The organism is Acinetobacter amyesii, assembly GCF_002018365.1.
Taxonomy (GTDB): domain Bacteria; phylum Pseudomonadota; class Gammaproteobacteria; order Pseudomonadales; family Moraxellaceae; genus Acinetobacter; species Acinetobacter amyesii.
The window spans coordinates 85,706-110,298 of record NZ_MVKX01000001.1 but is presented as its reverse complement, the minus strand read 5'-3'; the positions used below and the strand labels follow the sequence as shown (position 1 = coordinate 110,298).

Here is a 24,593-nt window from a genome sequence, read left to right as displayed (position 1 = left end):
AAAATGCTTGAATTATTTATGGTTTAAAGCCGATTAGTGGTACGCAATAAAAACACCACATAACCTTTAAAATAAGGATCTTGAATTAAATGTTGAGGTGCGTGCCAACGGCCATTTTGTACAAGGCCTATTTTATAAGGTAGTTTCAATTTTGAGACTTTATTCAAATAGCTCGTGTAGTTCTCGATCGTGACACTACCACGATAAGTTTGAATAGAGATCTCATCAATATTATGTCGCAATACACTGAGCGTTTGCTGATCTTGTATATTGGTCCAATCCATTAAACCAGTAATGCTTAAACGATATTTTTGAGGTAGTTGCTTTCGTATATTTTCAAGGAATAAGGCATATTGATGAATATTTTTAGTTTTGGCGTCAAAATCGATTTGTAAGCCTTGGATCTGATTGCCGTTATTTTCCCAATGTTTAAGCCGCTGCAAAATTTGCTGAATATTGTTATTTGACCATTGTAAATGATGGCTACGGATTACAATCCAAATTTTCTGCTGTGGTTTATGGAGGACTTGAATACCTTGTGGGATAAACTCGGATCGCTTTAGCGGTTTATTCCAATTCATTTCACCTTGTAAAATATAGAGCTCCGTGGCTTGCTGTAAGTAGGGGCTACTAGAAATATTGCCCCAAATCCAAAAACTTGAATAATGTGCTGCATCAACACGTTGCTGTAATTCGGTTTGAGCTTGTTGTGTATTTCCAGATTGGGCCGGTGTGCAAGCGGTACACAGACCTATACTCAAGATAAGCAAAAGTCGAAATGTTCTTGACCACTTGATCACCTGCAAAATCATCATCAATTACCAATAATATTTTAGAGATTTAGCCCAGTTGGTTTCAGGATAGTCGCGTTTGATTTGATCAAACCATTGTTTTCGAACCGACTTATTTACATCTTTGTCTTGGCATTCATTATTGCCACTTGGCGCATAACATTGAATGGCACGGTACAGCGCATAAGCTGTTAATTCAGATTTTGTCCCTGTTTTAATAATGTTTTTATATACATCACCACGGGCAAAATAAGTCCCCTTGAAACTTTGCAGTGAATCATCAGGCAGGTAGTTGAGATTTAGTATGGTATAGGCTTGTGAACTACGCGCATATTCACCTAAGCATAAATTAAGGCTCAGGTCTTTTGGATTGACTTGCAATTGTTGGGTTAAAGTTGCCAAGTCAGGACATTTAATCGAATTGCTCACGCTTGCACCTTTCCATAAGAAATTTGCAAATGGCGGCTGATTGCGATATTTCTCCGCAGTGTATTGTTCAGTATTAAATTGTGCTGCGTTGCTTGGTAATTCACGATACGCTTGGTTAAATAAATCAAAGTTTTGATAAGCCAATGACTTATTTAGTAGGGTATAAAGCGCTACATTTTTTTGATCTTGCGTGGCCACGTTATTTTTGACCACAGACATTAAACTTTGCTCATTCGCTGCATCGACTAAATATTGTTGCTGTAGATAAGCTTGCTTGATTTTGGCTGATGAACCAATAAATTGTGCAGTATTTTGCTGTTGAGCATAGTAGCGATAGAGCATAAGTTCAGCCAATCCACGTTGTTCGGCGGTTTTGCTGATGGAAAGTAGGTTTTCCCAATATTGTTGAGTGGTTTGATTTCGCCCACTAGCTTCCAGAATACGGCCTTTAAGTAGTAGCTGGCTCAACTGTAGGTAACTGTTGATGCTGCTCGGTGCTCGTTGTGGCAGATATTTGAGTGCTTCTTGTGCTTTGTTTTGCACATAAAATAAGTGATTTGCCTGCAAATACTGGAACAGTTCTGGCGAATCTTTAAAATAAATTTTCTGTGCGTTTAAATCAGCCCATGAAATGACCATATCATCGGTTGTTTCTTTTTTGCGCATATGCATAAGGTCATAAATGCTAAGAAAAAATGGATCTTTTAAATTTTTGATATTGAGTCTTTTACTTTGAAAAACATGACGATCTAATTCATAAGGCAGATTTGGCAATTCTAAATTATAGACGCTGGATGTTGGATGATTGATTTGCCAGACATATTCATTGATCAGTAAATCGTGTTTACCGCTGAGCCAAAAACCACGTCTTAATAAACCGCGTGCGCTTGCTGCATATTGACCTTGCGGATAGAGCTTAAAATATTGGGTAATGTTATTAAAAAAAGTGGTTAATAAGTTTTGATTGAGTTTGTCATGTACTAAATCACCATATTCACCAACACCACTTTGATAGGCTTCATTTAAGGTGCTACGAATCAGCATATATTGAGAAGTTTCTTTTAACCATGCTTGATCAACATTGGTTAGTACTGAATAAATCTTAGTCGCTGTGGAAAAGTTAGTATTGTAAAAAGAGATCGTTGCATTTAGATAGGATACATATTGACGTGCAGCGGCAGACCAATTGGGATTCACGCTCAGTAAAGCTAATGTGTTTTCACATTCATTAATTTTTTGACGCTCATGGATCAGCATGTCTTTTTCACTGCTTGAAAGCTTCGTGTCCGTTTTGACTTGTTGAATAAACGCGTGCGCACCATTTTGCAGGCTATTGCAATGCTCGTTATAGCTTAAATCTGGTGCTTTTAGCGGTTTGCGCGCATTTGGTAATTTATTGCGACTATTCACTAATAGATTGGAAACTTCAAAAGGGACTTTGCTATAGCTAGTTGTCCATAAAGTGGATTTTTCTTCTTGAATATTAAATTTGGCAATACCTAAATCGCTAAGCAACAGCAGCATATTGGTTTGATTGTCATTTGCCGGCGTGAGCGCAGGCAATTCATTGCATGCAGTATAGGCATTGGTCTGAATTTCTGTCGAAGGTTCACAATAGACATCCATACCTGCATGACTGTGTGTGCTAAAAAAAATGCCAAAAGGAATAGATGATGTGAAAAGAGCAGAGCGAAGAATTTTTTGTTGAGAAGACATAAGGCACGGTTATTTATAATTGTAGGTGCAATGATATCAAGTAGGGAAAGTTGATTGAAGATGCCTAGAAATAAAAAAAAGATAGAGTAAAACTCTATCTTCTTTAAAAAAATACAATTGGCTTCAGAGGGGCAGTGGAAGTAAAACTAAAAATTAAACTAATCACTGTGATCAATTTGACCGAAAACATGAAATATTGTTTTGCCCAAACTTGATCATCTTCAGCTTTGAATCCTTGAATGGTTAAATAAATCCAATACAGACTTAAGGCATTCAGGACAATCATATAAATCCAATTGGCATAACCATAAAAGTATAAACCGTTCATGGTGATGCAGAACAAAATCACGTAAACCAAAGATTCAACCTTGGTTCGATGAATTGAACGTGCTACAGGTAAAATTGGAATTCCTGCATTTTTGTAGTCATCAAATCGGTAAACTGCAATTCCCCAAGAATGAGGCATTTGCCAAAATGCATAACCAATAAAAATTAGTAATGCACCTAAATCAAACTGGTTTGCAACAGCCGTATACCCGATTACAGGTGGCGCTGCGCCAGAAAGACTGCCGATAATGGTTTGATGGATTGTTGTTCGTTTTGTCCATAAGCTGTAAAAACCAACGTATACGACAAAACCAATAACAGCAAAAAGAAAAGCGTAAGCATTTACCCAGAACCATAAAATGCTAAAACCAATTACACCTAAAACTAAAGCAAAAACTAAAGCAACAGGAATCGAGATTGATTTTTTAACCATCGCACGATTTTGTGTGCGTTGCATTTTTGAGTCGATGTCTTGATCAATAACGTTATTGACAACACATCCAGAAGCGACCACAAAGAGGGTGCCTAAGAGGGTAAGAAGCAACAGAAGGAAATCTACAGAACCTTGGGCAGCTACAAAGTAGCCACCCAAAGCGGTAACAAAGTTACCAAAGAGAATTCCTGGTTTAGTCAGGAATAAATACTTTTTCAGCATGACGACCAGTTTAGATCATCATGTTGAAGTGAAGGTAGTTCATAATCCACACAGAACCTACTAAAAGGATAGCAATTGTGAGGATTGTATAAACAAATGCAATCACGTTCCAGCGTTGCTCTGAAGAAGAGTTCATATGCAGGAAGTAAACTAACTGAATAAGAACCTGAGCAACCGCAGTAATCGCGATTACGGCAACCAATAGACCGCGGCTAAAACCACCTGCCATTACCATACCGAATGGAATTACGGTAAGTAGAACAGAAAGGATAAAACCGATTGTATATTGTTTAACGTTACCGTGAGCTGCACCAGCAGAGTTATGATCGTGACTCATTAGATAACTCCCATCAAGTAAACAACGCTGAATACGCAGATCCAAACGATGTCAAGGAAGTGCCAGAACAAGCTTAGGCAAGCAAGACGACGAGTGTTTGGAAGTGTCAAACCATATTTCTTGATTTGGAACATCAACACAAGCATCCATACCAAACCAGAAGTTACGTGAATACCGTGCGTACCAACTAGAGTAAAGAACGCAGATAAGAACGCACTTGTGCTTGGGCCATGACCAGCATGAACTAAATGATTGAACTCATAAAGTTCCATGCCAATGAAGGCTGCACCAAATACCCAAGTAACTGCTAACCAAGTTAAAACTTGACCAACATTTTTCTTGTATGCTGCAAGAACAGCAAAACCAAAAGTTACAGAAGAGATAAGAAGGGCGAAAGTTTCAGTTAAAACGAAACCTAAAGATTCACCAAACAGCTCTTGTGCACTTGGCGTACCCACTGGAACGTGGCTACTTAATACAGCGAACGCGATGAAGAGTGTCCCGAAAAGAACCAAGTCACTCATCAAGTAAGTCCAGAAACCAAAGACAGTGATGTCAGTATCATCGTGATGATGATGCTCGTCATGTCCGTGGTTGTCGTGATGAAGTACTTCAGCCATTGTCTTAGTCCTTCTTCAAGTGTTTTTCAAGAAGCGCATAGCGTTCATTTTCGATACGTTCAACTTCTGCAGCAGGAACATAGTAATCCACTTTCTTAGTGAAAGAAGAAACGATGAAGCTAATGATTGCAGCAATGAAAGTAACAACTACTAACCACCAAATATGCCAGATTAATGCGAAGCCCATAACTGTAATAAACATTGCAATTACGAAACCAGCCGCACGGTTTGTTGGCATGTGGATGTCTTCATAGGTAGTTGGTTTAGCGTATGCAACACCATTTTCTTTGTCAGTCCAGAAAGTATCAATACCATTGATCTTTGGAAGATAAGCAAAGTTATAGAATGGTGAAGGAGATGAAGTAGCCCACTCAAGAGTACGACCATCCCAGATATCGCCAGTAACGTCCATGTTGTCTTTGCGTTGAAGGAAACCAACAACAATTTGCATAACAAAACAGAAGATACCGATAGCAACCAATACAGAACCAAATAAAGCAATCGCTAAGTACGGATCCCATTCAGGGTTGTCATATGTATTCAAACGACGAGTCATACCCATGAAACCAAGGATATAAAGTGGCATGAATGCAAAATAGAAACCGAAGAACCAGAACCAGAACGCTGCTTTACCCCAAGTTTCATTCAGTTTCCAACCAAACATTTTTGGCCAGTAGAAAATGATACCCGCGAACATCGCGAACACTACACCACCAATAATTACGTTATGGAAGTGAGCGATAAGGAATAAAGAGTTGTGTACTAAGAAGTCCGCTGGTGGAACTGCCATTAATACGCCTGTTAAACCACCAATACCGAAAGTCACAAGGAAGCCAAGTGTCCAAAGCATTGGAGTTGTATAGGTGATGCGGCCCTTGTACATGGTGAATAACCAAGAGAAGATTTTCACACCAGTTGGGATCGCAATGATCATGGTCATGATACCGAAGAACGCGTTAACGTTGGCACCAGCACCCATTGTAAAGAAGTGGTGAACCCAAACAACCAGTGAAAGAACACCAATTGCTACAGTTGCGTACACCATAGATTTGTAGCCGAACAACGCTTTGCGTGAGAACACAGCAGTAACTTCTGAGTAAATACCAAAAGCAGGTAATACCAAGATGTAAACTTCTGGGTGACCCCAAGTCCAAATCAAGTTTACATACAACATTGGGCTACCACCCATGTCATTTGTAAAGAAGTGGAAGCCGAAGTAACGGTCAAGTGAAAGCATTGCAATAGTCGCAGTCAAAACTGGGAAAGTTGCAACGATAAGCACTACAGTAACTAATGCAGTCCAAGTGAAAATAGGCATGTCCATAAGTTTCATGCCAGGCGCACGCATTTTGATGATGGTAACGAAGAAGTTAACACCAGTAAGAAGCGTACCAAGACCAGAAACCTGAAGTGCCCAGATATAGTAGTCTACACCTACACCTGGAGAGTATTCGATGCCAGAAAGTGGAGGGTAAGCCATCCAACCTGTTGCAGCGAATTCACCAATTGCAAGAGAAGCCATCATTAAGCCCGCAGCGCCGGCAAATAACCAGAAGCTTAGAGAGTTTAATAATGGGAATGCTACGTCACGCGCACCAATTTGAAGTGGTACAGCAACGTTCATTAAACCAACAACTAGACCCATCGCTACGAAGAAGATCATGATTACGCCGTGGGCAGTAAAGATCTGGTCATAGTGTTCTGGGTGTAAGTAACCTTCACCGCCACCTTTTGCAAGGAACAGTTGAAGACGCATCATAATCGCATCGGCAAAACCACGCACAAGCATGACAATTGACACGAGGATATACATGATACCAATTTTTTTATGGTCTACAGATGTGAACCATTCGTTCCACAAGTAGCCCCATTTTTTAAAGTAGGTGATACCAGCAACAACTGCGATACCGCCAAGGATCATCATTGCAACAGTAACCAACACGATTGGATCGTGTGGAATTGCATCTGGTCCTAACTTACCTAATAAGCTCATGTCTTATTCCCCTGCAACAGTCGCATGTTCAACGCCTGCATGAGCTTCAGAAGCAGCAGCTTCGTGTCCAACAGTAGCTGTATGATCAGCACCGTGGTAGTTACTCATGTATTTATTGATCACTGATTCGAACAATTTAGGTTCTACTGAAGAGTAATAAGTCACTGGATGTGGCTTAGTAGGGTAAGGCTTCATTGCTTCAGCTTTTGCCTTTTCTTCAGGAGTAGTTGCTCTAGCAACTAAAGCTTCGATCTGATGTTTAGAGCGGTCGCCGTCTTTAAGAGTTTGGAATTCAGCTTGGTCTAAAACAGTTTTTTGAACTGCTTGTGGATTCACTGAAGTACCATTACCAGCTTTAACAGCAGAAACCCATTCAGCAAACTGAGTATCTGTCACAGAGTGAGCGCGGAAGCGCATTTGTGAGAAACCGTAACCTGAGTAGTTAGATGAGAAACCACGGAAGCCTTCAGCAGGACTAAGTTCGTCAGCTAAAAGGTTCAGGTGAGTTTGCATACCCGCCATTGCATAAATCTGACCACCTAACGCAGGGATGAAGAATGAGTTCATCGTAAAGTTAGATGTAATACGAAGCGATACCGGAGTTTTCTCTGGGAAACGCATTTCGTTTACAGTCGCGATGCCTTGTTCCGGGTAGATAAAGATCCATTTAAATTGTTCAGCAATAACTTGAACTGTTAATGGTGCTTTTTCTGATTTTAATGGTTTGTATGGATCGTACTCGTGTGAGCCCCACCATGTTAATGCCGCTAAAATACCAATAATAATGACAGGAATACCCCAAACTACAACTTCAATTGCAGTCGAGTGTGCCCAAGTAGGTTTATAGTCTGCATCTTTATTTGACGCGCGATATTTCCAACCAAACCATAACGCCATAAGTGCTGATGGAATAACGACCAACAACATTAGGTAGATCGCAGTAAGCATGAGGTTTGATTGACCTTCAGCAACTGGACCTTTTGAGTTTAGAAGTACCATATCACCACCACACCCAGTTAAGAGTGCAGCGATCGCAGATAAAGACAATACAGCTAAAATTGTTTGTCTCATTTTACAACCTCGGTGAAGAGTCCCATTCCCTAAATTTAAAATTTGGGATAGCGAATAAAGTGTCGCATGATTGTGATTTTTTCAGACATGAAAAAACAGTCACAATGATGCGACACCGCTACGTTGTAGGGCATTATGCCTGATATCGGCAAACTAAGCTATACATAAAGATGCTTTAAATGACTGTATTAAAACCCTATTTTGCTAGTCGGGATTGTATTTTTTTTATCTGAATTTTATTTTAATTTCAATATAATGCACAAAAAAGGGATGAAAAAATCATCCCTGAATAAAAGTGAAAATTATTGGTTTATTACCTTGGTTTTTGCCAATTTGTCATGCAAGGTTTGACGCTTCTTGCCGAAAATGAAAACGGAATCGATGATTACGCTTAATGGCATTGATAAAAAGTTCAGGAAAATAAATAAAACACTGCGTAAAGTGAAGCCACGCATGAGGTTTACAGGTTGACTGGTTTCGGCATCTACAATTTTAATCTTGGTGATTTTTTTACCAATGCTTTGACCTGATTTAGCAATCAAATACGCTTGAATGAAAAGCATGATAAATAGGTAGGCAAACATTGCAATCCAAGCTTGGTTGGGAAACATTTCAACCATTTGTGTTTGTAATGCCTGTAAAACATTGGGGTCAGCATTTGGGGTCATCACAGCTTGCATAAACTGTTCATTCAGATTTGCAAATTGTGTCTTTTCACTTGGACTAAAAAATGCCGTTAAGATAAAAGTTGCTGGTATCCAAAGCAGTAAATCGACGATTTTCGCCAAAACACGTTTAGGAATACTAGCTAGGCTAGTTAGCTCTTGTACCGCTTGAGGCTGTGCATAGGTATTTGATGGCGTAGTTACAGTTTGATTTGATTCGAATGCTGTTGGTGCAGTATATCCTGCAGGCATATAAACCAACTGACCTTGAGTGAGTTCACCCAAAGCTTTCCATTCGGTCATACCTTGGTGCCAAACCAAGTCCGTGAGTAACACTTGTTGGCTCGCGAGCATTTGGTTAAGTTGTTCTAAGGTGTAGGGACCAGCTTGTTGGTTATTTCGTGCCAAGTAAATCTGCATAAAACTAAAATCTCAAAAAACGTCTGTAAAAGTATAAATAAAAAAAAAGACCCACATGTGGGTCTTTTTTTAACACAGTTTATTAAGCTTGTTGAGCTTTTTCTTCAGAAAGGAAGAACCATGTGTCTAATACTGAGTCTGGGTTAAGCGAAACAGACTCAATGCCTTGTTCCATTAACCATTTAGCTAGGTCAGGGTGATCTGAAGGACCTTGACCACAAATACCTACGTATTTGCCAGCTTTACGACAAGCATGGATTGCCATTGAAAGAAGTGCTTTAACGGCTGGATCACGTTCATCAAATAGGTGAGAAACGATACCAGAGTCACGGTCTAGACCGAGTGTTAACTGAGTTAAGTCGTTAGAACCGATAGAGAAACCGTCGAAATGTTCAAGGAACTGTTCAGCCAACAATGCGTTAGTTGGAAGTTCACACATCATGATCACTTTAAGACCATTTTCACCACGTTTAAGACCGTTAAGCGCTAACAATTCAATAACACGTTTCGCTTCAGCAACAGTACGTACGAAAGGAATCATGATTTGAATGTTCGTTAAGCCCATTTCGTCACGTGCTTTTTTCAGTGCGCGGCATTCAAGTTCGAAGCAGTCACGGAAATTGTCAGACACATAACGGCTTGCACCACGGAAGCCAAGCATTGGGTTTTCTTCTTCAGGTTCGTATAACTTACCACCGATTAAGTTTGCATATTCGTTTGACTTAAAGTCAGACATACGAACAATCACTGGTTTGTCAGCAAACGCTGCAGCAAGTGTAGAAATACCTTCAACTAGTTTTTCAACATAGAATTCGATAGGAGATGCATAACCCGCAGTACGTGACATTACAGCAGCACGAGTTTCACGTGGAAGACTGTCAATGTTAAGCAATGCTTTAGGGTGTACGCCGATCATACGGTTGATGATGAACTCAAGTCGAGCAAGACCAACACCTTCGTTAGGAATTTGAGCAAAGTCAAATGCGCGGTCAGGGTTACCTACGTTCATCATGATTTTGAACGGAAGTTTAGGCATAGATTCGATAGAGTTGCGTTGGATTTCAAAGTCCAAAGAACCTTCGTAAATAAAGCCTGTGTCACCTTCAGCACAAGAAACAGTCACTTCTTGACCGTCAGTCAATACTTCAGTTGCATTACCACAACCCACGATTGCAGGAACACCAAGTTCACGTGCAATAATCGCAGCGTGACAAGTACGACCACCACGGTTAGTGACAATCGCAGCAGCACGTTTCATTACTGGTTCCCAGTCTGGGTCAGTCATGTCAGATACAAGTACGTCGCCGTCTTGAACTTTGTCCATTTCTTTGATTGAAGTCACGATACGCACGCGACCAGAACCAATACGTTGACCGATTGAACGACCTTCACAAATCACATTACCTTTTTGTTTAAGAAGGTAGCGTTCCATTGTGCCTACATTTTGACGGCTCTTCACAGTTTCAGGACGTGCCTGAACGATATAGATTTGGCCATCATCGCCATCTTTCGCCCATTCAATGTCCATTGCTGAACCGTAATGGTTTTCAATGATCAATGCTTGTTTAGCAAGTTCTTGAAGTTCGTGGTCATTTAAAGCGAATTGTTGACGATCTGCTTTTTCAACGTCTACAACAACAACTGATTTACCAGCAGCGCCTTCTTCACCATAAATCATTTTTTGGTGTTTAGAACCAAGGTTACGACGTAATACAGCGTGTTTGCCTGCATTTAGAAGTGGTTTAGATACATAGAATTCATCAGGGTTAACTGCACCTTGTACAACCATTTCACCCAAGCCATAAGATGCTGTGATGAAAACTGCGTCGCGGAAACCAGATTCTGTATCAAGTGTAAACATTACACCAGCAGCACCTGTTTCAGAGCGAACCATGCGTTGAACACCTGCAGATAACGCAACGACGTCATGTGCGAAGTTTTGGTGTACACGGTAAGAAATTGCGCGGTCGTTATAAAGTGAAGCAAATACTTCTTTAATCGCAACAAGGATGTTGTCGATACCACGGATGTTCAAGAATGTTTCTTGTTGGCCGGCAAATGAAGCGTCTGGTAAGTCTTCTGCAGTTGCAGATGAACGAACGGCAACCGCGATTTCAGGGTTGCCGTTTGAAAGAGCTGTGAAAGCTTCACGAATTTCTTTTTCAAGTTCAGCAGTCAGCGGAGTGTCTACAATCCATTGACGGATTTTCGCACCAGTTTCAGCAAGTGCATTTACATCGTCAACATTGAGTGCAGCAAGTTCAGCGTTAATTTTAGCGTTCAGGCCACTTTGCTCGAGGAATTCACGATATGCTTGAGCTGTAGTAGCAAAACCACCAGGAACAGATACACCAGCATTTGCGAGATGGCTGATCATTTCACCTAATGATGAGTTTTTACCACCCACGAGTTCTACGTCGTGTTTCCCTAATTTTTCTAGACCAATTACGCGCGCTTCCAAAGTTGTTACTCCACTTTTGCAGTATTAATCACTATCTTGGCATGAAATTATAACAAATTACTTAGCATTCTAAATTTACTAAGTGACAGTCATGTAAGATGGTTTACTATAAAGATTATATAGCACTAAGACAAATTTTGGAGGAGAATTTTAATGTCAGAAGGTAAACAGATTCAGCGTAGTGTTTTCTTTGTTTCGGATGGTACCGCGATTACCGCAGAAACGCTTGGTCACTCACTGTTAGCCCAGTTCCCTCATGTAGATTTTGACATTCATATTATTCCTTATATTACCTCTGAAGAAGCGGCTACAAATGTGGTTGCAGAGATCAATCTTAGAGCGCAGCAAGATGGTCAAAAGCCTTTGGTGTTTGACACCCTCGTTGACCCGTATGTGCGTGACATTATTAATACGGCAAATGCAGTAAATCTTGATGTTTTTGAAGGGCTTATCAGTAAGCTGTCTGACGAGTTAGGTACTGCGCCTACGACTTTAGTCGGTCAAACCCATGCAGTAACAGATTCTGAGTCTTATAAAGCACGTATTGATGCGGTGCATTTTGCTTTAGATAACGATGATGGGGCACGTACTCGTCATTATGATAAAGCAGACTTAATTTTAATCGGGGTATCACGTTCAGGTAAAACACCAACTTCCATCTACCTTTCTTTGCAATTTGGAATTCGTGTAGCGAACTATCCTTTGACAGAAGAAGACTTGGATGACAACCGTTTACCTGCAGTTTTACGTGAACATAAGCATAAGTTATTTGGCTTGATGATTGATGCAGAGCGCCTTGTAGCAATTCGTTCAGAACGTAAGGCCAATAGTCGTTATGCAAGTTTTAGTCAGTGCCAAATGGAACTACGTGCGATTGAAGGTATTTATATTTCTGAAGGAATCAAATACTTAAACGTGTCGGAAATGTCGATTGAAGAAATTTCAACACGTGTTTTACAAATGACAGGACTGAAACGTCGCATTGGTTAAGTGTAAATTGAGCCACTTCGGTGGCTCTTTTGATGATAATAAATTACTGTATAAATTATATAAAAATAGTATTAATTTCTGGCTTGTCATACTTTTAATGAATGATAAATATTTAAAATATTGATGAAAATTTTCCTCAATATTTAGACTTAAAATTTAAGCAATTTCTGCATTCAAATGTGTACTAATTTGATGAACTTTTTTGGATGAAAATTTATAAAATTTGGCCAAATTGACAGCTTCAATCTTTAAAAGTAATCCGTGATTTGCTGTATTTTTATCTATGAATTAAGCCTGAATAATCCACTTGATCTGAGTGGTGTAAATACTAAATTTAGCTGATATGGTTTAATATTTGATCAAGTTTTCAAAAAATACTGATTTAAATGCTAAAAAAATAGGCAGAAAATAGAATAAAAAATAATCAAACAGTAGCTTTTAGGTGTTAAATCTCAAGAAATGGCATCATTTATTTCATTGATGTGGGTGAAAAATGCTCAAATTGAGCCTATTCAGGCTTTAAAAGTTGATATGAAGTGATATTAAAATTGGATTTTTAGCTGTTATTTTCCTATTGAATATAGATTAGAACATAGGTAAATGTCGGCTGAACATGAGCATCGGTATAAATTTTCCAACTTATAGTTAGGCATTAAAAGAGTGGTGTAAGACAAAACTAAGCGACTGAAAACTTATTGTTTTGAAATACACTTTTTATAACTGTATTGATCATAACTATTCAAAATTGCATATATATAAATGCACTGTAGCTGATGGTGCAGGTCGGAGCATGCTTTAAGTATGAGCGCTAAAAAAGCATGTAGCACGATTAAAGCTCTTTTTATTTATGGATTTTTAAGAATCCTTAGCCTTATCGAATGAAAGTATTCAATAAAGTAGGGGATCTACCAAAAGCCACCAGAGATGGCTATTGGTGTTGTTAGTTTTGATCAATCCGATAAATTCTAGTAAATGTTATGTGAAAATCATTTCATTGTAATTACTTTTCTTTAGGCTGGTTAGTTTCGCTGCGCACAATGACATCACACTCAAACGTATGCTCATCTAAAGCCGTGATTGAATTACTCTGAATTTTTGCAATAGGCCAAGTGTTTAAGATGCAGTTGGGCTGCTGTAATGCAGCATAATAATGATCAGATTTCAGAAAGGTTTTGTTCTGAATTGCGGTATTTGGGCTGAGTAAATGTCTTAACCAATGGTTCGGCACTTGATCTTCTAAAAAGCGAATCGCCAAAATACTCTTAATACGGTTGCTAAATAAACGTCGATTTTTTGCAATCAGTGGGTGTTGGATTAATTTATTTAGTAGACGTTCAGTACGCGGTAAAACAAATTGTGGTTTGATTTGATAGACCATGATGTTATCTGCAACCTGACATAGATGATGCAGTTCAGACACCACATGCTGATCTATCCCAATAATGGCGATTTTTTTATTCTTAAAATCATAATCTTTGATTTGTTCTGAACCGATGATCTTTCCACGAAAGTGTTCAAAATCGTCTGCATGATTATTAAAAATATGGTGGGTTGCATCCTGCTTGTTGGCCATATTTATTCCTTGTCTTTTCTTTTTTTAGTTGAGTCTTAGATAGGAATATATTCTGTGATGGGCCAGTTGGGGTAAAGCGTTTTTTCAGTCTGATGAGTCATGCAATTTGTCTAGAATTGATTTGCTTGGCCCTTGTCATTTATAGATTTCTAGGAGTGAACTGATTTTTTTATGCGTTGAAGTTCATGTGTAGCTCAAGCAGGTCGAAAAAAATGAGCGACCTGCATGAACGGCTTTTGAGATCTATAAATTTTGTGAATTTTAAAGTGGTTCATCATCTTGTGAGCTATAGTCAAGCTGACTCGGGGTTGAATGTTTAAGTTCGGGTTGGTCGGTATGGGTACGTAAATAGTCCATATCACGAATATTTTTTTGTACAGCAACTGCACCAAACAGACTCATTAGGAAAGCCATCATGTAAAAACCTTTTTCACTTAATGCCAGTTCTGCATTCCATAGACCAATGGCAAGAAGTACGAGGCAAATAATGACGGATGCCCAGCACAGTCCAAAGTAGATTGCAGTGACATGCATTCCTTCTAAACGGTCACGAATGATTTTTTGTAGTGAAACCGATGAAAATAATCCATAAAGCAATAAAATGAGATAAAAGCCTTTTTCATTCAGCATCATATTTGCATTGAATAAACCTATGCAAAACACCACAGCGCCTAAAATGAGGGCACACCAACTTGCTGCGATAAATGCGGGTGTGGGTTTATTCATATATTGGCTCATCTGCTTATTTTTCTCTTTGTTTTGCTTATGTTTAATATTTATACAGTAATAAAAATGAGTAAAGCAATTATTTCGTTGAGGCAATGATGGTTTTTAAGTACAGGTTTGGGTGTTGTTAGCCGAAACCATATTATCTGTTGACTGCTATCCGTCTAAAGAGCCACAAAACATGTAGTCACAATTCTACCTTTAGACGGATTAAACGCTTGGATTAGATCATTAAGTTTAGAGTCTTAAGCGAGATCATTTTTGATTTGCATTAAACGCTCGAAGTTTTCAATGCGCTTATCGGTATCGTAAATGTCGCAGGTGAAAATAAATTCATCAACGTCATATTTGGTGAGTAGGTTTTCTAAACCTGCTTGAACGGTTGCATTTGAACCGACTTGTCCCATAGCGTAGAAATTATCAACAGACATCTTTTCTGCAGCAGACCATAGGCCTTGCATACTGTCGACTGGAGCTTTGAGTTTTAAACTTTGACCACGCATTAAACCTAAAACTCGCTGATAAGCACTTGTTGCTAGATATTCTGCTTCTTCATCTGTTTCAGCAACAACCGTTGGTACGCCCATAGAGACATAAGGTTGATCTAAATATTCGGATGCTTGGAAATTTTCACGATAGAGCTGAATTGCTTGTCCAAGCATGCGTGGCGCGAAATGTGAAGCAAAAGAATAGGGTAGACCTAAACGTGCAGCGAGTTGTGCACTGAACAGACTTGAACCTAAAAGCCATACAGGAACATGTGTATTTTGTCCCGGTGTAGCAATGATGCCCTGCTGTGGTTCTGGTGCTTTAAAGTATTGCAATATCTCAAGGACATCTTGTGGAAATTGATCTTCGGTTTCCTGACGGCCACGGCGAAGTGCGCGCATGGTGGTTTGGTCAGTACCTGGTGCTCGACCTAAGCCGAGTTCAATGCGGCCGGGATATAACGTTTCAAGTGTGCCAAATTGTTCAGCGACAACCAAAGGTGCATGGTTGGGCAACATAATCCCGCCTGAACCGAGCTTGATGGATTGTGTATTTGCTAAGAGATAACCGAGTAAAACCGCAGTTGCAGAACTTGCGATGCCATCCATATTGTGGTGTTCGGCTAACCATAGACGCTCATAGCCAAGTTGTTCTGCTTTCTGTGCTAACTGGAGTGCATGTTTGAGTGAAAATTCGATGGTTTTATCATCTCGAACAGGTGCGAGTTCAAGTATTGAAAATTTTGTATCGGCTAGAGTACGCATGTTTTCTCTCAGAGATCTTTATATCGAAATAATACGATATAAAAAGCCGAATGTATATCGAATAAATTCGATATGGTCGTGGGGCGGTGTAAAAAGTCAACTTTAGATATACCTAAAGTTTTTTATAAACAAAAAAAGCACCCGAAGGTGCTGATTTTTTTCATTGAAATATATCGATTAACGTTTACCGTTTTTGTACCAACCTAAGTGACGACCATTGTCTCCACGGTAGCCTCGGTCATTGTAGCTATAATTATTGGTACGATAGCCACGGTTGTTATAACGACGGTCATAGCGATCATCATAACGGTCATCATAGCGACGGTCTTCAGACACTTTTTTACCTAGTGCAGAACCACCGGCTGAACCAAGTGCAGCACCGATATAACCACCGTTTGTACCGCCCATGTTTTTACCTACGGTATAACCACCCGCGCCACCAAGTGCGCCACCAATGATGGCACCATTACGGTCACGTTTGTTTGCCGATGCTGCAGCACCTGCACCACCACCAATTGCCGAACCAATCATTGCGCCAGTTTGACCGCCAACTTGGTTACCGATTGCTGCACCAACAACACCACCTAAAGCAGATGTTAATGCAGTATTGGTGCTATTACCTGCATGTGTTGCAGTCATAGTAAGTGCAGAAGCGGCAATTGCTGCACTGAATAGAATTTTATTAATTTTCATTTTTAAACTCCTTACGAAGCATGATGTTTATCTGTTGATATCAATATATGAAAACACATAGCGAATATTTGGAGCGTGATGTGAAATAAAATACGTGTTCCGTTGCTGCAATGTAAATTTTGCACTTTATTTCTACATGATTGATGACTTGGTTGGAGAGAAGGCAAATCTACATATGTATGAGCTGCAATAAATAAAGTTGTATTTATCATTTGAAAAAAGGCGATACATAAAAAAAGCACCCGAAGGTGCTCTTTTCACTATCCAATACGGACTCACTAATTTTGAATTAGTGACGACGACGGTAACGTTTTTTGTATTTACGTTCTTGCTGTTTGTCGTATGCTTTGTCTTTAGAAATTTTATTACCTAAAGCCGCACCACCAGCAGCACCTAGTGCAGAACCAATGTAACCACCGTTTGTACCGCCCATGCTTTTACCAACGGTATAACCTGTACCGCCACCTAAAGCACCACCGATTGCAGACTCTGTACGGTTGCGTTTATTACTTGCTACTGCAGCACCACCAGCACCACCAAGAGCAGCACCAATTGTAGCGCCGGTATTACCGCCCATGTTTTTACCAATTGCAGTACCTGCAACACTACCTAATGCACTAGCTGCAGCAACGCGTGTTGTGCTATCTGCATTTGCAGACACAGTGAACATAGAAGCAGTTGCTAGAGTGGCTGTCATTAAAAGAGTATTCAGTTTCATAGTTCACTCCATGTCCTTCATAAACGCGAGGACTTTTTCATAATCATTTCGATGGCAGTAAATGTAACAAAACTATTCGCTATAAATATGGAGAGCTTTCACTTTATTTAGTGATTTGAGTGTCTAGTTTGTATAAGTTTTATTAATATTGTGAAAAAAACGGTCGAATGCAGAAAATCTGTACGACTTTGTGGAGAAAGGTAGGAGTGATGAAGTTCACACTTTAATATTTCGGGTCATCGATAGGCCAAAAAACAATATATATGTCATTTCAGACCCATTATCGGTACACTAGCGCCATTATTTTGAATTTTGGCATATCCGTGAAAGTTTAGCGGTAGAGCCTGTGTATTGAGATTTTTTGAAAAATGAAAGAATCGTTACGTTTACGATTAGATCAGCTCTCTGACCGTCACGAAGAATTAAATGCATTACTCGCAGATGTAGAAGTCATTTCAGACAATAAACGTTTCCGTCAGTTGTCTCGTGAGCATAGTGATTTATCTGAAATCACTGAAGTTTGGAAAAAATACCGTCAAGCAGAAGAAGATATTGAAACTGCTGAAGTGATGATGACGGATCCAGATTTCAAAGAAATGGCCGTTGAAGAAATTAAAGAAAATAAAGCTTTGATTGGTCAGCTTGAAGCAGACTTAAACATTCTGATGATTCCAAAAGATCCGAATGATGCGAACTCTGCCTATTTAGAAATCCGTGCCGGAACGGGTGGTGACGAAGCTGCGATTTTCTCTGGTGACTTGTATCGCATGTACAGTAAATACGCTGAATCACAAGGTTGGCGTATTGAAGTGCTGTCTGAAAATGACGGCGAACACGGCGGTTATAAAGAAGTAATTTGCCTCATCAATGGTGAAGGCGTATATGGCCGCTTAAAGTTTGAAAGTGGTGCGCATCGTGTACAGCGTGTTCCTGCAACTGAGTCACAAGGTCGTGTTCATACTTCGGCATGTACTGTTGCGATTTTGCCTGAAATTGACGTTGACACTAGTGTAGAAATTAATCCTTCAGAATTACGTATTGATACCTATCGTGCATCTGGTGCGGGTGGTCAGCACATTAATAAAACTGACTCTGCTGTACGTATTACCCATATTCCAACGGGTACAGTTGTAGAATGTCAGGATGAACGTTCACAACATAAAAACAAAGCCAAAGCGATGGCGCTGTTGGTTTCTCGTTTAGAAAATGCCAAACGTGCAGCAGCAGATGCAGCGACATCTGAAATGCGTCGTGACTTGGTGGGTTCTGGTGACCGTTCTGAGCGTATTCGTACCTATAACTATCCACAAGGTCGTATGACTGATCATCGTATTAACCTAACACTGTATAAGTTAGATGCTGTGATGGAAGGTGATTTGACTGAATTGCTAGATAGTTTGCATCGTGAATATCAAGCCGATCAGTTGGCGTTATTAGCACAGCAGAATGGTGGCTAATGAATATTGCACAGGCTTTGGCCTATCGTGGTGAACCTGAAAGTTATGAACGTCAGGAAAATGCGTGGTTGTTAGAGCACATCACCAAGATTGATTCTTTTGATTTAATCATGAAAAAGGATCAAGAATTGACGGCAGAACAAGAACAACTGTATGTCGACAGTCTTACTCGTATTGCTGCGGGTGAGCCTTTGGCTTATGTCACAGGTTCTCAGCCATTTTGGACGCTAGATTTAAAAGTGACTAAAGATACTTTGGTGCCACGTCCTGATACTGAAGTGCTCGTTGAAACTGTACTGCGTTTAGAACTTCCTGAAGATGCTCGTGTGGTCGATTTAGGAACAGGAACTGGTGCGGTAGCCTTGTCATTAGCCAGCGAACGTCCAGATTGGTCAATTGTAGCTTCGGATATTTACGAACCCACCTTGGAAGTTGCTGAATTTAATGCCAAAAAGCATGATCTTGAACATGTGCAGTTTGTCTTAGGTTCTTGGTTGAAACCTTTTGGACGTGCTTTCTTTGATGTAATTGTGTCAAATCCGCCGTATATCGATGCTGATGATGTACACATGAAGGATTTGGCGACAGAGCCTGAACGTGCTTTGGTTGCAGACAATCATGGGCTTGCAGATCTTGAACAAATCATTCTTCAAGCCAAAAAACATTTAACCGTGAATGGTTGGGTGGTGCTTGAACATGGTTATGATCAAGGTGAAGCAGTTAGACATTTGTTCTTACAAGCAGGATATCGAAATGTTCGGACTGTAAAAGATTATGGTGGCAATGACCGTGTCAGTTTAGGTCAGTGGCAACATTGATTTGGTGTTCGAGATAGTCAGAAATAAAGCGCATTGAATGCGCTTTATTTTTTGTTTTTCAATGCACATGTGAGCATTTGTATGCGTGCAATTGCAAGTGTAGAAAATAGGTTTACTTCACCACATCACGCCAACGCAGTAGATATTGTTCTAGATATTTCATCAGGCTATCGGTGATTTTCCCTAAGAGCGCCAATAGAATAATGGCGATAATCACGATATCCGGACGTGAAGTTTCACGACCATCACTGAGCAAATAGCCTATACCTTGCGTGGCTGCAATCAGTTCTGCTGCAATCATAAACATCCATGCCAAACTTAAACTATTGCGTAAGCCTGTAAGTATACCCGGTGATGCAGCAGGTAAAATAATTTCACGAATTTGCCTCAAATATTTCAAACGATAAACTTGCGCAACTTCAATGAGTTTTCGGTCTACGCCTTGAATCGCTGCAACAGTATTGGTATAGGTCGGGAAAAAAGCACCTATGGCAATGAGGGTGATTTTTGAGGATTCATCAATACCTAACCATAAGAGCAGTAAGGGAATCCATGCCAAACTGGGGATGGATTTAATCGCTGAAAATGTGGGTTCCAAAAAAGCTTCGGCTTGTTTGTTTAAACCGACCAAGAGTGCAAATATCAGAGCAAGTCCGCTACCAATAAAAAAGCCTAAAAATACCCGCCAAGTACTGGTCCAGATATGCTGCCAAAGTTCACCTTCAGATAACTCTATAAAGGACTGCCAAAGACTACTTGGAGCAGGGAGTAGATAGGGCTCGATAACACCATTTTTGACCAATATTTCGCATAGCAGCAATAAAACTACTGGAAGAGTTATACCTTTTACAATCAAGATTATCTTGGGTTTTATATGGTTTGATGAATCGGAAGCGGTCGAAACCGCTGTATCGATTTTGGGTTGAGTCACTGATGATGACATGTTATTTCACAACCTTTTTCGCATAACGTGCATCAAAAAGTTGGTCAATCACTTGATTGACATTGGTTCCTTTACGAACTAAATCTTCCTCAGTTAAAATTGTGCCAGATTTCTTTAAGGCTGCAATGTGTTTAGCTGTCGGGATATTTTGATCAAAGTTGGTACGACTCAACTGAAGCTTGGCAACAGCTAATGGAAGCTTGGACTCACGTGCCAATAATTCGGCTAATTTATCTGGATTGGCTTTGGCCCATTGACGTGCTTGTTCATAGGCTTTAATCACAGCTTCAACGGCTTCAGGACTTTGCTGGCTAAATTGTTGTTTGGTACTTAAAACACTATAGCTGTTAAAACCCACATTTCGATACAGCAAACGCGCGCCTGATTGTACCTGTGCCGATGCCATGAGTGGATCTAATCCCGCCCATGCATCGACTTGACCACGTTCTAAAGCTGTTTTTCCATCAGGATGTTGTAAATGTACCAATTGCACATCACGTTTATTGAGGCTGACTGTTTCCAACGACTGCAAAGTAAATAGGAATGGATCGGTTCCTTTGGTCGCCGCAATTTTTTTGCCTTTGAGGTCTTTCAGACTTTTAATCGGAGAGTTTATTGCCACAACCAATGCCGTCCATTCAGGCTGTGACTGGATATATACGGTTTTAATCGGACTGCCATTGGCACGACTCAAAACGGCTGCCAGTCCTGCCGTTGAGGCAAAATCCACACTGCCACTATTCAGATATTCGAGTGAGCGATTACTGCCTTGGCTAAAGACCCATTTAATTTGTGTTTTGGGTAATGCTTTTTCTAAGAGTTTTTGTTCCTTCACCACTAAACTGGTCGGTGCATAGTAGGCATAATCCAGTTTGAGTGTCGAAGGAATAGCAGCAAAGATAGAGCTACTGAGTAGGCTGAACGTCAGCGTAGAAAAAATCAGTTTTGAGCTTTTAAATAGGGAAGTCATATCGTTCACAAACAAGTGTTGAATTATGAGCACATAGATACGACGGAAATATTTCAGAAACAAAACAGAATAAATGCTAAGAATAATAGAAAACGAGATAAGTGTATAAATCAAATATAAGCATTTGATATAAAATACTTTATTGGATTTAATTATGCTGAAATAGTGTTATATAAATTAATGTGTAAGCTTGCATGAAAAATGCTTAGATATTTTAGTGTAATGAATATTCAAAAATTATAGTGAATATAGGCTTAAAATAATCTTTCCAATAAAAAAGCAGCTTTCGCTGCTTTTTTATAAGTGATTAATACTTACATAGGGTAGTCTTGTAAGCTATCGAAAACTTCAACTTGTTCTAAAGCTGCTGTTTCTACTGCAAGACAGTAAGCAATAATTTTTGCAGTTGCATTCACTAAATTTTCATCTTTTAGATTTGCACCTGCTTGAATTGCTTCAATGTCATCCGCTTGGATATCCAGTGCATGAGCAACTTCAACTGCATTTTCAGTGCTAAAAAATTGTGAGATCAAATTTTGCAAATCGATATCTGCGACAGTTTTAAGCTGTTCATGAAACAGTTCATCAATTGCGTCAATCTGAGTGAAAAGAGAATCTGAAAAGTTTTGAACAAGTTGTTGTTCAAGAACATCAATCATCTTAAGCATAGGAAAGCCTTTCAAGGAGATGCAGGAGAATTGGAAAATAAATAAGCAAAGCGCTTTAAATTGAGTGAAAAATAACCTAATTAGACTAAAGTAGCAATCGTTCAAGGATGAATGGTCAGTCTATTTATTGAATATTTTTAAGTTATTGATTTTTTAATAATTAGATGAATATCAAATTTTAGGCCTTGAATTCAGGCGCATTGTTTTGACGATACGCACCGGGACTGACGCCTGTCCATTTTTTAAAAGCCCGATGAAAAGCACTCGGATCATGAAAATTTAGTTCTTCACTGATATCTTGCAAACTTTTATCGGTATGGGTTAAAAAATCGATGGCAGTATCACGTCGGATATCATTTTTGAGTTGTTGATAACTCACACCTTCACTTTTAAGACGGCGATGCATCGTGGCTTCCGACATATTCATTTTGACCGCCAACTCATAAAACTCTAACCATTCGGCAGGAGAAACGTCTAACAGTTGTTTACGAATTTGGCTGCTGAGTGCATACGGGTTTTTAAAGCGCACCAAAAGGTTTTCAGGTGTTTGTTGTAAGAATTGATACCACGAACGTGTGTCTTGTTTGATTGGCAGACTTAAATAACTGGCATCTAGCTGAATATAGTTTTGACTGGCTTGGTAATGAATATTTTCACAGAAGCGAACTTTATAGTCGTGATCATCAAGCGGTGCATCACATTTAAATTGGATTTGGTTTAATAAAATCCGTTGACCACTTAGCCAGCACAGTAGTGTATGGATGAGCATCAAATATGTTGCATAGCTGAACATGCGTTTAGGCGCTTGTTGATCATAGATCACAATATAAGCAAAGTGATCTTCAATGGTTAAGTCACTATGCAAGTCATCTAAAACCAGATTTAAAAATTGTAGAATTTGCTTGAGTGCGTCTCCCAAAGTGCTGTTATGCATGACCATTTTCGACAGTAGTTTGAAACTACCACGTCGCATGGCATGCCGATCCATGCCAAAAAATTCATCATCCATCACATCTGCAAGATGAGTCCATAAAGCCGCATATTGTGAAACGGAAACTCTAGTCTTACTTGATAGCAGTAACTCTGAGGGTATACCTGCCTTTTGTAAAATAGCAGAAATATCAAAGTGCTTTTTTTGCGCATCGTGTAATGCTTCATGCACCAAGTCGATAGAAATCGTCCCTTTGCTGTATTCGAGTCCTTGCTTCGGCATATGTGCGGATAGGTCCTTGTTCAGAATTGTCCAAATACATCAGGAAAGATGCAACATTTGGAAATTGTACTGAATAAATTCTCTGTTTACTCTGCATCTTAAGTCGAATTTAAAACAAGATATCGTAAATAGGGAAATGCTATGGACATTAAAGGAAAAGTTTTCGTCGTGACAGGCGGTGCATCTGGTCTAGGCGCTGCGACAGCAACACATCTGATTGGCTTGGGTGCCAAAGTGATTATTGTGGATATGAATCATGAGCATGGCGAAGCGATGCAACGTCAACTCGGTGATCATGCAAAATTTGTTCAATTGGATGTTACCGATGAACAAGCGGTCGGCGCTTTCTTTGCACAAGTTGAAGCGGAATTTGGTCAACTCAATGGTTTAGTGAACTGTGCAGGTATCGCACCCTCTGCAAAAGTTTTAGGTCGTGACGGATTACATGATTTAGCTATGTTCCAAAAAGTATTAAATATTAATGTTTCAGGCACATTCAATATGCTGCGCTATGCGGCACAACTGATTGCTAAATATGAATTAAAAGCAGGTGAAGAAGAGCGTGGCGTGATTGTGAATACGGCATCGGTTGCGGCTTTTGATGGTCAAATTGGTCAGTCGGCTTATGCAGCATCAAAAGGGGCAGTGGTTGCAATGACATTACCTCTTGCACGTGAGCTTGCACGTGAATCAATCCGTGTGATGACCATTGCTCCGGGCATTATGGAAACGCCGATGCTCAAAGGCTTAGCACAAAATGTACAAGATGCTTTGGGGCAAATGGTGCCTTTCCCTCCACGTTTAGCAAAACCACAAGAGTTTGCAAAATTAGTGACGCATATTTTTGAAAATGCTTATCTCAATGGCGAAGTGATACGTCTTGATGGCGCGATCCGTATGCAGCCTAAATAGTTATTTATTAAAACTGCTTATTCAGGCTTCTACGACGGAGTCTGATCGAGAATAACTTCGTTGACAGTAGCTCATCGCGTTACTTTTGTTTTAGGCAAAAGTAACCAAAATCATTGTCATTTGCAAAACTTGTCATCAAGTATTTATTGATTTATAGGTCGCAGAAAAATTAGA

Annotated in this window: 22 protein-coding genes; 4 read left to right on the top strand and 18 right to left on the bottom strand. The window is 39.7% G+C overall.

All coding sequences use genetic code 11. The features are described from left to right. Positions 1-23: 23 nt before the first annotated feature. From B1202_RS00545 to ppsA, 9 genes are all read right to left on the bottom strand, one after another. Complete coding sequence (locus tag B1202_RS00545; protein WP_078189193.1) at positions 24-812, bottom strand: DUF3142 domain-containing protein; 789 nt, start codon at positions 810-812, stop codon at positions 24-26. 6 nt (positions 813-818) lie between these two features. Beyond that, on the bottom strand, positions 819-2,936 hold the full coding sequence (locus tag B1202_RS00540) for a hypothetical protein (protein WP_078188584.1): 2,118 nt from the start codon (positions 2,934-2,936) through the stop codon (positions 819-821). A gap of 103 nt (positions 2,937-3,039) precedes the next feature. Beyond that, a complete protein-coding gene (gene cyoE, locus B1202_RS00535; protein ID WP_078188583.1) occupies positions 3,040-3,918 on the bottom strand; it encodes a heme o synthase in 879 nt (292 codons plus the stop codon). 10 nt (positions 3,919-3,928) lie between these two features. Beyond that, positions 3,929-4,255 (bottom strand): cytochrome o ubiquinol oxidase subunit IV, encoded by a 327-nt coding sequence (locus B1202_RS00530; protein ID WP_078188582.1) that lies wholly within the window; start codon positions 4,253-4,255, stop codon positions 3,929-3,931. Beyond that, entirely contained in the window at positions 4,255-4,875 is a 621-nt protein-coding gene (gene cyoC, locus B1202_RS00525) for a cytochrome o ubiquinol oxidase subunit III (RefSeq protein WP_078188581.1), read from the bottom strand. The genes B1202_RS00530 and cyoC overlap by 1 nt, the downstream gene beginning before the upstream one ends. Before the next feature lie 4 nt (positions 4,876-4,879). Beyond that, positions 4,880-6,868, bottom strand: coding sequence for a cytochrome o ubiquinol oxidase subunit I (gene cyoB / locus B1202_RS00520; protein ID WP_078188580.1), 1,989 nt, complete (start codon positions 6,866-6,868; stop codon positions 4,880-4,882). Between the two features lie 3 nt (positions 6,869-6,871). After that, positions 6,872-7,939, bottom strand: coding sequence for a ubiquinol oxidase subunit II (gene cyoA / locus B1202_RS00515; RefSeq protein WP_078188579.1), 1,068 nt, complete (start codon positions 7,937-7,939; stop codon positions 6,872-6,874). 302 nt (positions 7,940-8,241) lie between these two features. Next, positions 8,242-9,024, bottom strand: coding sequence for an RDD family protein (locus B1202_RS00510; protein ID WP_078188578.1), 783 nt, complete (start codon positions 9,022-9,024; stop codon positions 8,242-8,244). A gap of 82 nt (positions 9,025-9,106) precedes the next feature. Then, positions 9,107-11,485, bottom strand: a complete 2,379-nt coding sequence (ppsA, locus tag B1202_RS00505; protein ID WP_078188577.1) for a phosphoenolpyruvate synthase — start codon at positions 11,483-11,485, stop codon at positions 9,107-9,109. Positions 11,486-11,638: 153 nt separating this feature from the next. Here ppsA and B1202_RS00500 point away from each other — a divergent pair, with 153 nt between their 5' ends. Beyond that, a complete protein-coding gene (locus tag B1202_RS00500; protein WP_078188576.1) occupies positions 11,639-12,475 on the top strand; it encodes a pyruvate, water dikinase regulatory protein in 837 nt (278 codons plus the stop codon). Between the two features lie 1,000 nt (positions 12,476-13,475). Here the strand turns inward: B1202_RS00500 and B1202_RS00495 are convergent. From B1202_RS00495 to B1202_RS00475, 5 genes are all read right to left on the bottom strand, one after another. Next, a complete protein-coding gene (locus B1202_RS00495) occupies positions 13,476-14,048 on the bottom strand; it encodes a flavoprotein (RefSeq protein WP_078188575.1) in 573 nt (190 codons plus the stop codon). Between the two features lie 261 nt (positions 14,049-14,309). After that, on the bottom strand, positions 14,310-14,786 hold the full coding sequence (gene yiaA / locus B1202_RS00490) for an inner membrane protein YiaA (protein ID WP_078188574.1): 477 nt from the start codon (positions 14,784-14,786) through the stop codon (positions 14,310-14,312). Positions 14,787-15,019: 233 nt separating this feature from the next. Beyond that, positions 15,020-16,027 carry an LLM class flavin-dependent oxidoreductase gene (locus B1202_RS00485; RefSeq protein WP_078188573.1) on the bottom strand — a complete coding sequence of 336 codons (1,008 nt, stop codon included), beginning with the start codon at positions 16,025-16,027 and terminating at the stop codon, positions 15,020-15,022. 177 nt (positions 16,028-16,204) lie between these two features. Beyond that, the gene (locus B1202_RS00480; RefSeq protein WP_078188572.1) at positions 16,205-16,720 is read right to left on the bottom strand and encodes a hypothetical protein; all 516 of its coding nucleotides are present in this window, start codon (positions 16,718-16,720) and stop codon (positions 16,205-16,207) included. 289 nt (positions 16,721-17,009) lie between these two features. Then, on the bottom strand, positions 17,010-17,438 hold the full coding sequence (locus tag B1202_RS00475; protein WP_078188571.1) for a glycine zipper domain-containing protein: 429 nt from the start codon (positions 17,436-17,438) through the stop codon (positions 17,010-17,012). A gap of 368 nt (positions 17,439-17,806) precedes the next feature. Between B1202_RS00475 and prfA the strand changes: the two genes are divergently transcribed. Together prfA and prmC are read left to right on the top strand one after the other, a co-directional pair. Next, positions 17,807-18,895: a peptide chain release factor 1 gene (gene prfA, locus B1202_RS00470; protein ID WP_078188570.1), complete on the top strand. Its 1,089-nt coding sequence runs from the start codon at positions 17,807-17,809 to the stop codon at positions 18,893-18,895. Next, the gene (gene prmC, locus B1202_RS00465; protein WP_078188569.1) at positions 18,895-19,713 is read left to right on the top strand and encodes a peptide chain release factor N(5)-glutamine methyltransferase; all 819 of its coding nucleotides are present in this window, start codon (positions 18,895-18,897) and stop codon (positions 19,711-19,713) included. The genes prfA and prmC overlap by 1 nt, the downstream gene beginning before the upstream one ends. Before the next feature lie 112 nt (positions 19,714-19,825). Here prmC and B1202_RS00460 read toward each other — a convergent pair whose 3' ends face one another. From B1202_RS00460 to B1202_RS00445, 4 genes are all read right to left on the bottom strand, one after another. Then, entirely contained in the window at positions 19,826-20,656 is an 831-nt protein-coding gene (locus tag B1202_RS00460) for an ABC transporter permease (protein WP_078188568.1), read from the bottom strand. Position 20,657: 1 nt separating this feature from the next. Further along, positions 20,658-21,626: an aliphatic sulfonate ABC transporter substrate-binding protein gene (locus tag B1202_RS00455; RefSeq protein WP_078188567.1), complete on the bottom strand. Its 969-nt coding sequence runs from the start codon at positions 21,624-21,626 to the stop codon at positions 20,658-20,660. A gap of 314 nt (positions 21,627-21,940) precedes the next feature. Then, on the bottom strand, positions 21,941-22,294 hold the full coding sequence (locus B1202_RS00450; RefSeq protein WP_078188566.1) for a hypothetical protein: 354 nt from the start codon (positions 22,292-22,294) through the stop codon (positions 21,941-21,943). A gap of 178 nt (positions 22,295-22,472) precedes the next feature. Continuing rightward, positions 22,473-23,507, bottom strand: coding sequence for an AraC family transcriptional regulator (locus B1202_RS00445; protein ID WP_078188565.1), 1,035 nt, complete (start codon positions 23,505-23,507; stop codon positions 22,473-22,475). A gap of 141 nt (positions 23,508-23,648) precedes the next feature. On the opposite strand from B1202_RS00445, the gene B1202_RS00440 reads away from it, so the two are divergent. Further along, complete coding sequence (locus B1202_RS00440) at positions 23,649-24,419, top strand: 3-hydroxyacyl-CoA dehydrogenase (protein WP_078188564.1); 771 nt, start codon at positions 23,649-23,651, stop codon at positions 24,417-24,419. The last annotated feature ends 174 nt before the right edge of the window (positions 24,420-24,593 follow it).